This window comes from Methanococcoides seepicolus (genome assembly GCF_023684405.1).
In the GTDB taxonomy this organism is placed as follows: domain Archaea; phylum Halobacteriota; class Methanosarcinia; order Methanosarcinales; family Methanosarcinaceae; genus Methanococcoides; species Methanococcoides seepicolus.
In genome coordinates, this window is record NZ_JAGSOI010000011.1 from 46,742 (window position 1) to 53,953 (window position 7,212).

6 protein-coding genes, 2 tRNA genes and 1 pseudogene are annotated in these 7,212 nt (G+C 44.1%); all 9 read right to left on the minus strand.

Annotated features, from left to right (window positions below):
• Nucleotides 1-39 precede the first annotated feature (39 nt).
• Entirely contained in the window at nucleotides 40-2,043 is a 2,004-nt protein-coding gene (locus tag KDK67_RS04510) for a phosphoadenosine phosphosulfate reductase domain-containing protein (RefSeq protein ID WP_250867637.1), read from the minus strand.
• A 103-nt stretch (nucleotides 2,044-2,146) separates the two neighbouring features.
• Complete coding sequence (gene gltA, locus KDK67_RS04515) at nucleotides 2,147-3,514, minus strand: NADPH-dependent glutamate synthase (protein WP_250867639.1); 1,368 nt, start codon at nucleotides 3,512-3,514, stop codon at nucleotides 2,147-2,149.
• Complete coding sequence (locus KDK67_RS04520) at nucleotides 3,505-4,356, minus strand: sulfide/dihydroorotate dehydrogenase-like FAD/NAD-binding protein (RefSeq protein ID WP_250867641.1); 852 nt, start codon at nucleotides 4,354-4,356, stop codon at nucleotides 3,505-3,507. The genes gltA and KDK67_RS04520 overlap by 10 nt, the downstream gene beginning before the upstream one ends.
• A 224-nt stretch (nucleotides 4,357-4,580) precedes the next feature.
• A tRNA-Asp gene (locus KDK67_RS04525) sits at nucleotides 4,581-4,653 on the minus strand.
• 79 nt (nucleotides 4,654-4,732) lie between these two features.
• A tRNA-Tyr gene (locus KDK67_RS04530) sits at nucleotides 4,733-4,841 on the minus strand.
• 252 nt (nucleotides 4,842-5,093) lie between these two features.
• Nucleotides 5,094-5,384, minus strand: a complete 291-nt coding sequence (locus KDK67_RS04535; protein ID WP_250867642.1) for a hypothetical protein — start codon at nucleotides 5,382-5,384, stop codon at nucleotides 5,094-5,096.
• A 76-nt stretch (nucleotides 5,385-5,460) separates the two neighbouring features.
• Nucleotides 5,461-5,976, minus strand: coding sequence for an ArsR family transcriptional regulator (locus KDK67_RS04540; protein ID WP_250867644.1), 516 nt, complete (start codon nucleotides 5,974-5,976; stop codon nucleotides 5,461-5,463).
• A gap of 89 nt (nucleotides 5,977-6,065) precedes the next feature.
• On the minus strand, nucleotides 6,066-6,722 hold the full coding sequence (locus tag KDK67_RS04545; RefSeq protein ID WP_250867646.1) for a sugar phosphate isomerase/epimerase family protein: 657 nt from the start codon (nucleotides 6,720-6,722) through the stop codon (nucleotides 6,066-6,068).
• Nucleotides 6,723-7,067: 345 nt separating this feature from the next.
• Nucleotides 7,068-7,212 (minus strand): annotated as a pseudogene (locus KDK67_RS04550) (IS1 family transposase); the annotation flags it as partial.

Sequence of the window (7,212 nt, forward strand, 5' to 3'; positions counted from 1 at the left end):
CAGCTACACCCTATTAAAAGTTCACTCAAGAATGTATTTTCACTTCCTGCCATTCAACATGGCAGAAAGGATCTTGTCCGAATATTTCAGCACTACACATCCATCAGTACATTTACCACAGCGTATACACGAATCATTTATGTATAACCTGCCTTTGTTCGAACCCAGTTCTATGGCATTTACAGGACATACCTTCAAACAGATCCCGCATTCAGTGCATTTATTTGCACGCAGAAGTTGCTTAGCTGTCGCTTCAAGACAGGAATGTGCATCTTCTTTGGAATTCGCTGTGACCTTCAAACTACCTGATGAAAAGAATTTCACAGTGCTGGAATCCATTTTGAGAAGGACCATACCAAGTTCTTCAGAAAAGACAGTTGAGCCCAGAATGTTCAGAATAGCAGAAGCTTCGCTGACAAGTACGCCTTTGACACTTGCCTCCACAGTAAACCCACCGTCCCTACATGGAGAAAAACCAGATGTCAACGTAATATCAAAATCGTCACTTACGATCGAAGGTTCGGTCTCAATACCAAGTTCGCTCGCGAGCTTTAGCATTTTAGGAGGAAGTTCCTTCCAGCGCCACATACCGTGCCGAACATATTCATCAGAAAGGCCTTTAGACTTTGCCCATTTCAAAAGGAAACTGTTCCATCGTTCATAGATAGAAGGATGAAGGTCTTTCAGCCTTTCATACTCAGCAGACAGTTCCGCAGGACAAAGGTAACATCCCACCCGTTCAAAACCAACATCATAGAGTGGATTATAATCGAGCTTCCTCCAATAGATATAAAGCCATACCTCAATGGCACGCCAGTCACGAATAGGGAAGATGTTCAACTGGTTCGGAACAAAGGGGTTCTTTTCACTGGCAGAGATATTTGATCTGGAAAATGATTCAAATTTACGCTTTCCATCAATGGTCAGACATACACCTTTATCCTCACTGCATTGATCAATGATAGCACCCGCAGGCGCAAGCTTACAAACCTTGCAGCACCAGCGGAAATCCTTTGCAGGAGGACCAAAGCTCTCAAGATTCTCCCAAAAGGCATTTTCGGCTTTTGATTCAATAAGTTCGATACCCCTTTTTTCGCAATGGGAATGAACGAATTCTACGGTTTCAGGGAATTCGATACCGGTATTAAGGAAAAATGCCCTTACATCCCTGCCTTTCAGGGCACTTAGAGTAAGGTCAAGAACAACAAGGCTATCTTTTCCACCACTGAATGAAACATGCACAGGAAGTTTGCGGTGCTCCTTCTGGCTCGCAATCCCTTTGATGGTATTCATTGCGTTCTTACCAATTTTTCGCAAGTGAGGAAGATTAGCGTTAATGGCATCCTCGAGGGTTGCTACATTGGAGCTTAGCTTAAGGTCACTACTGGAGATCTTCCGTATCCTTAACACAGGACCATCTGAAACTGCCATATTATCGCTATCTACAAGGGAGATCCCAACTCCAACGAGATTACCCGACACAACTATTACAGGATCCCCTGCTTTTATGTCATCGGTAGAACTTTCGATCAATTCAGAACTGACCTTTTTTCCGTTCAGATGCATTTTGGTCTTTTTCAGGGTAACAGTCCTGCTTCCGATCAGACCATGAAATACCTGTGCTCCTGCTACCGATATCTCGAAGCGGTGTTCCATCAGGGACATATCAAAAAGAAGAGTGCCGATATCCAGACCGTCCACTATGACCTGAGCGGTCTTATCCTCCCCGGAGATCTTGTTCAACAGGACCAGCCTTTCCCCCAGAGGATCACGGCCAAATTCAGAAAGCAAAAGATTGCCGAGAAGTTCACGTTCATACGGTGAACAGAACCTTATGTCACCAGGCCCGGATAGCCTAATTTCAAAGATCTCGCCGTTGCAGACACCACACTTCTTATCAAGAAGCGGAACATTGCAATCTTTACACCAGTATATTTGAGATGTCTCGTTAGACACCTGGTTCCTTGAATGCTTTTTTTTATCAACTACACCTTTTCTGGAAGGCATCTTGTGAATTCGGGCATCGCTCTTTTTCAAATGCATTGAATTCAAGAATAGAACAGGCAGGTATTAAATACTTCCATATGGACAGAGCAAAAAACAAAAAAAATAGATGGCAGATCAATATATCTGCCATACATAGAACTTATTTTGAAAGGTAGTTGTTGATAGTATCAGCAGCCAGCTTACCTGCGCCCATTGCACTGATAACGGTTGCTGCACCGGTCACGGCATCGCCGCCGGCACAAACGCCTTCAATGGATGACATACCCCCCTCATCTACGACAATTGTGCCCCACGGCGTAACCTCGAGACCTTTCGAACCATCGAAGATGATGGGGTTCGGTGAAGTGCCGATGGCCATTATAACAATATCAGCATCGACTATGTGCTCAGAGCCTTCTACGACCCCAGGCCGCCTGCGTCCTGACTCATCAGGTTCGCCAAGTTCCATCCTGACACATTCGACGCCATTGACAGACATGTTCTCGCCTTCGATGATACGCACAGGATTGGTCAATAAGCGGAATACGATACCCTCTTCCTTTGCATGCTCGATCTCCTCACGCCTTGCAGGAAGTTCCTCATCGCTGCGTCTGTATACAATGCTGACCTCATCTGCACCAAGTCTCAAGGCACTGCGGGCAGCATCCATTGCCACATTACCGCCACCTACAACGATAACGTTGCGGCCTCGCTTTATTGGTGTGTCGAAATTATCATTGTATGCCTTCATCAGGTTCACACGGGTAAGGAACTCATTGGCAGAATAGACACCATTGAGGTTCTCACCCTCTATCCCCATGAACTTTGGCAGACCTGCACCGGTTCCGAGGAAGACCGCATCGAATCTGTCAGTTAGCTGGTCAAGGGTCAGTATGCGACCGATAACGTAATCCATTTTGATATCAGCGCCGAGCTTTCGGATATAATCCACCTCTTCCTTTACAATGGCCTTTGGAAGCCTGAACTCAGGAATACCATAGATCAGTACACCGCCTGCCTCATGCAAAGCTTCGAATATGGTAACTGAATGACCTGCTCTTGCAAGGTCGGAAGCTGCCGTCAGACCTGCAGGGCCTGAACCGACTATTGCCACGGTCTTACCGGTAGATGGTGCTACAACAGGGTCCTTTACACCAACTTCACGCTCACGGTCCGCACAGATCCTTTCAAGGCGACCAATGGCAATTGGTTCGCTTTTCTTTCCGAGGATACAAAGTTTCTCACACTGCTCTTCCTGAGGGCATACACGGCCGCATACAGCAGGGAGAGTGTTCGTATATTTGATGATATTGATAGCTTCCTGGAAGTCGCCTTCCTTGATCTTTGAGATAAAGCCAGGAATATCAATGTTCACAGGACAGCCTTCCACACATTTAGGGTTCTTGCACTCGAGGCAGCGCTCTGCTTCAAGGATAGCCTGTTCTTCAGTGTATCCTAAAGCGACTTCATCGAAATTAGTGACACGGTCTTCAGGAGCTTGCTGCGGCATTTCCGGTCTTATTGACATTTGCAATCATCTCCGCAGCCTTTCTGGGACTTTGTGATAGCATCAGCTTCTTCTTTACGATAGAAGGACAGACGGCTCATCAACAGATTGAAGTCCACATCCTTTGCGTTGAACTCAGGGCCGTCCACACAAGCAAATTTAACCTCACCGCCAACATTGACACGGCAGCCACCACACATGCCGGTACCATCGACCATTATAGGATTGAGGCTAACGAGTGTCTCAACATCATATGATCCAGTAACCCCTGCAACTGCACGCATCATGATAGGAGGACCGATAGCTACTATCCTGTCGATATGTTCCTCACCATCAAGAAGTTGCTTGACAAGGTCCGTTACAAAACCATGGTGGCCCTTTGAACCATCATCAGTGGCCACAAGAACCTCATCACTGGCAGCGATCATCTCATCTTCAAGTATGAGCATGTCCTTATTGCGTGCCCCGATAATGGAAATAACCTTATTCCCAGCTGCGCGATATGCTTTTGCCTGAGGATAGATAGGAGCGATACCAACACCGCCGCCAACAAGCACAACAGTACCGAGCTTTTCGATCTCGGACTCTTTGCCAAGAGGCCCTACAAAATCAAGAAGTTCCTCGCCGGCGCTCATCTTTGCGAGCTGTTTTGTAGTTTTTCCCATTTCCTGGAAAATAATGGTGACAGATCCCTCATCTGAGTCATAGTCTGCAATTGTAAGAGGGATCCTCTCACCGGCTTCATCGATGCGAAGAATAATGAACTGCCCTGCCTTTGCAGCCGCAGCCACATCGGAAGCCTGGATGTTCATCAGGTGCACATCCGGCACCAACTGACGTTTCTCTATTATTTTGTATGCCATGTGATCACTTTCATGCTACAGTCGGAAGTAAGTGTACTTTATAATATTATAATATTGTTTCTCGAGAACTGCTCATATAATATAAGGCTTTCTCAAAAATGCAAAACCCGAATCAGAAGGCAGTTTTAAAATTTTGAAAGAAAAAAACCAATGAGATTAATAATAACTCAAAATTTACAAAAAAAAGATGGGTTTTACCGGCATTTTCAGCCGGTAAATTTGTACGCCCGAACCGGGATTCGAACCCGAGTCGGAGCCTCGACAGGGCTCCATGATAGGCCTCTACACTATTCGGACATTGCGTTTGTTTGCTGTGTGAGCACACCCTTAATACGCTGCCAGGTATATAAACCTTTCGCGAATTTAGGATGTTAAGTCCCGCCTCCCAGACTCGAACCGGGGACATCGCGGTGCCTGCGCGGTATGTGCGACAAGTCGCATATTCCATACTACAGCCGCGCACTCTACCACTGAGTTAAGGCGGGTCATACTGAGATCAGCATCATCCCATCCCACTTGTGTGAGATACAACCCCTCCATAGCTATAATAATACTTATTCTTTTCGCCGCCTGAGCAAAAACAAAGCAAAGAATAGACCAAATGGCAATGAAAACTACCAGAAAAGCGTGCTAAGTCAAAAAGAAAAGAGTGTAAACAACAAAAAAATAAAAAGAAATGGCAGTTACAAAGCCTATCCCAAATAACTGCCCACTTATACAAACTGATTTAGTCCTTCTCAGAAGGTTGTGACGTCGCCGTTGACAACCATATCAGTGATCTTTGCGATCTCCTCAGGATCAAGTGTTGCCCTCATAGTATCCCGTTCACAGCGGTTTGGGCAATAAGCACACTCCCCTGCGCAGGAATTTGATAATAATGTCTTATAAAGCTGTATGCATCTTCCATCGGGACCGAACGCATGGCAGACCGCACTCTGGTTGCAACTGTCATATTTAGTTCCTGAGGAGAGTAATTTCATTCTCTCCGATAATGTCAGGTGTTGTTCGTTCGTTCTTTCAGCAATCATCAATTGATAGATTACAGCGTAGCCATATAATCGCCAGCCAAGCGAAGTGAAAGTATTATTTCTAAAAAAGAGAAGATCATTCCTTCACATGTATATCAAGTTTGATCTTTGTTACAGGCTCCAGCTTCTTCCATTCTATTGTCGTGTCTTCCTCAAGAACACAGTTCTGAACGGATTTTTCCGAGAACTCACCGTTTATCTCATAGACGTAAAGGCCTTCTTCACCATCGGTCGAAACGATAACTTCACGATCGCCTTTTTTCTGGACTTTGATAGCCGCAACTCCACGAAGAGCATCAAGCAACGTTGTACCTTTTTCTACCTCTATTGACTTGGTAGGTGCGAACACGTTCATAGCAAGATAGATATTCTCCCTGTTAGGCTTCAACACGTGGGTTTTCCCGAAGATCTTTCGCTCAACAAGATCAGCCTCTTCCAATATTTTAGCGTGTTTTGCAGCCACAGGTACGGAAATACCCAACATCCTGGCAAGTTCAGAGATGTGACGTTCCTCCTCATCAAGAAATTCAAGCATCCTGATACGTGTATCGCTTCCCAGGGCATGGAATACTTTATTATCTAACTGACTCATAAATGTAAAGAGATCTTTTTGGTATATAAATGTGTTGTCACAATGTTAACTCTTTGCTCATTTTTGTTATGTAATCGCGGAGCAGAGTTTCATTTAGTGCCCATTCTTTTAAGTGCTTCCAAACTTTTGAGCACATCCTCTTCACACTTATTCCCTATGATCTTAATTGCTTTACTTTTGTTAAGCAAACTGGAAAATGATGGAAAATCCATATTTCCTCCACCAATAAAGAAATGGTCATCAATTTCCCCATTATTATCGTGCAAGCGAAAATGTGAGATAGAGTCCCCCATTTCCAGGAAATTATTAAGGTTCCCCCATGTGTTCGCATGCCCAACATCCAGAGTAAAACCATTATCCCCAAGATCAATATCCGGATTCCTGAGCAAAAAGCAATCCCATTTTGGCATGTTCTCGATACACATCCTGACACCCGTATCCCTTGATATGTTCTCAAGGTCAACAATTGACCTCTCAAATGCCCTCTGTGCATGCATCATATCCACAGGATAGGAAAAATATCCGGGATGGACCACCAGAATATCGGAATCCAGTTCATTGCATATACCAGCCATCTGTTCGACCAGACTGATAGCTGCAAGACGGATAGGTTCTCTCAGGCTGGAGAGGTTCATATCAGTACTCGGGGCATGGACAGTATACTTCAGGTCATAGGAAAATGCCAGTTCTTCCTCACGGAAGAGATCATGTAGCCCTTCAGAGAAGATCTCAGCACAATCTGTCATCGGTTCAATTTTTTCAAGTGCTTCCGAAAGTGGAAGCTCGTGAAAAGCAAGGATGAGATACCTATCATATAGCTATCCCCATACCTCACTACTAAGTAATCAAATCTATTTATGTTTGCTGAAAATTATCTGCAAAATTGATCCTTTGAAATGAGGTCACTTAAAAGAATATGGCTAAGATTTCCATAATAATAAGTGATAGAATTAAATTGATTTTAAAAGTATTACTTTTTTACCCTCAACCTCCTCAAACGATCATCATCATGGCCTTATTTTGAGTTCGTTTATTCAAAATCGTTATATATTTAGAAAACAACAGTGACTATTCTAAATTATAAGGCATTGTTAACTAAACATAGCTAACTCTTTATTTCTGTACTTCATCAAAAGAAGAACAGAGTACTTCAGCATTTCAAGACTCTTAGTATAACACTTTGACTTTCTTCTCAATCTTGCCAGAAAGTGCCTAATTATGCTGTTATATCCTTCA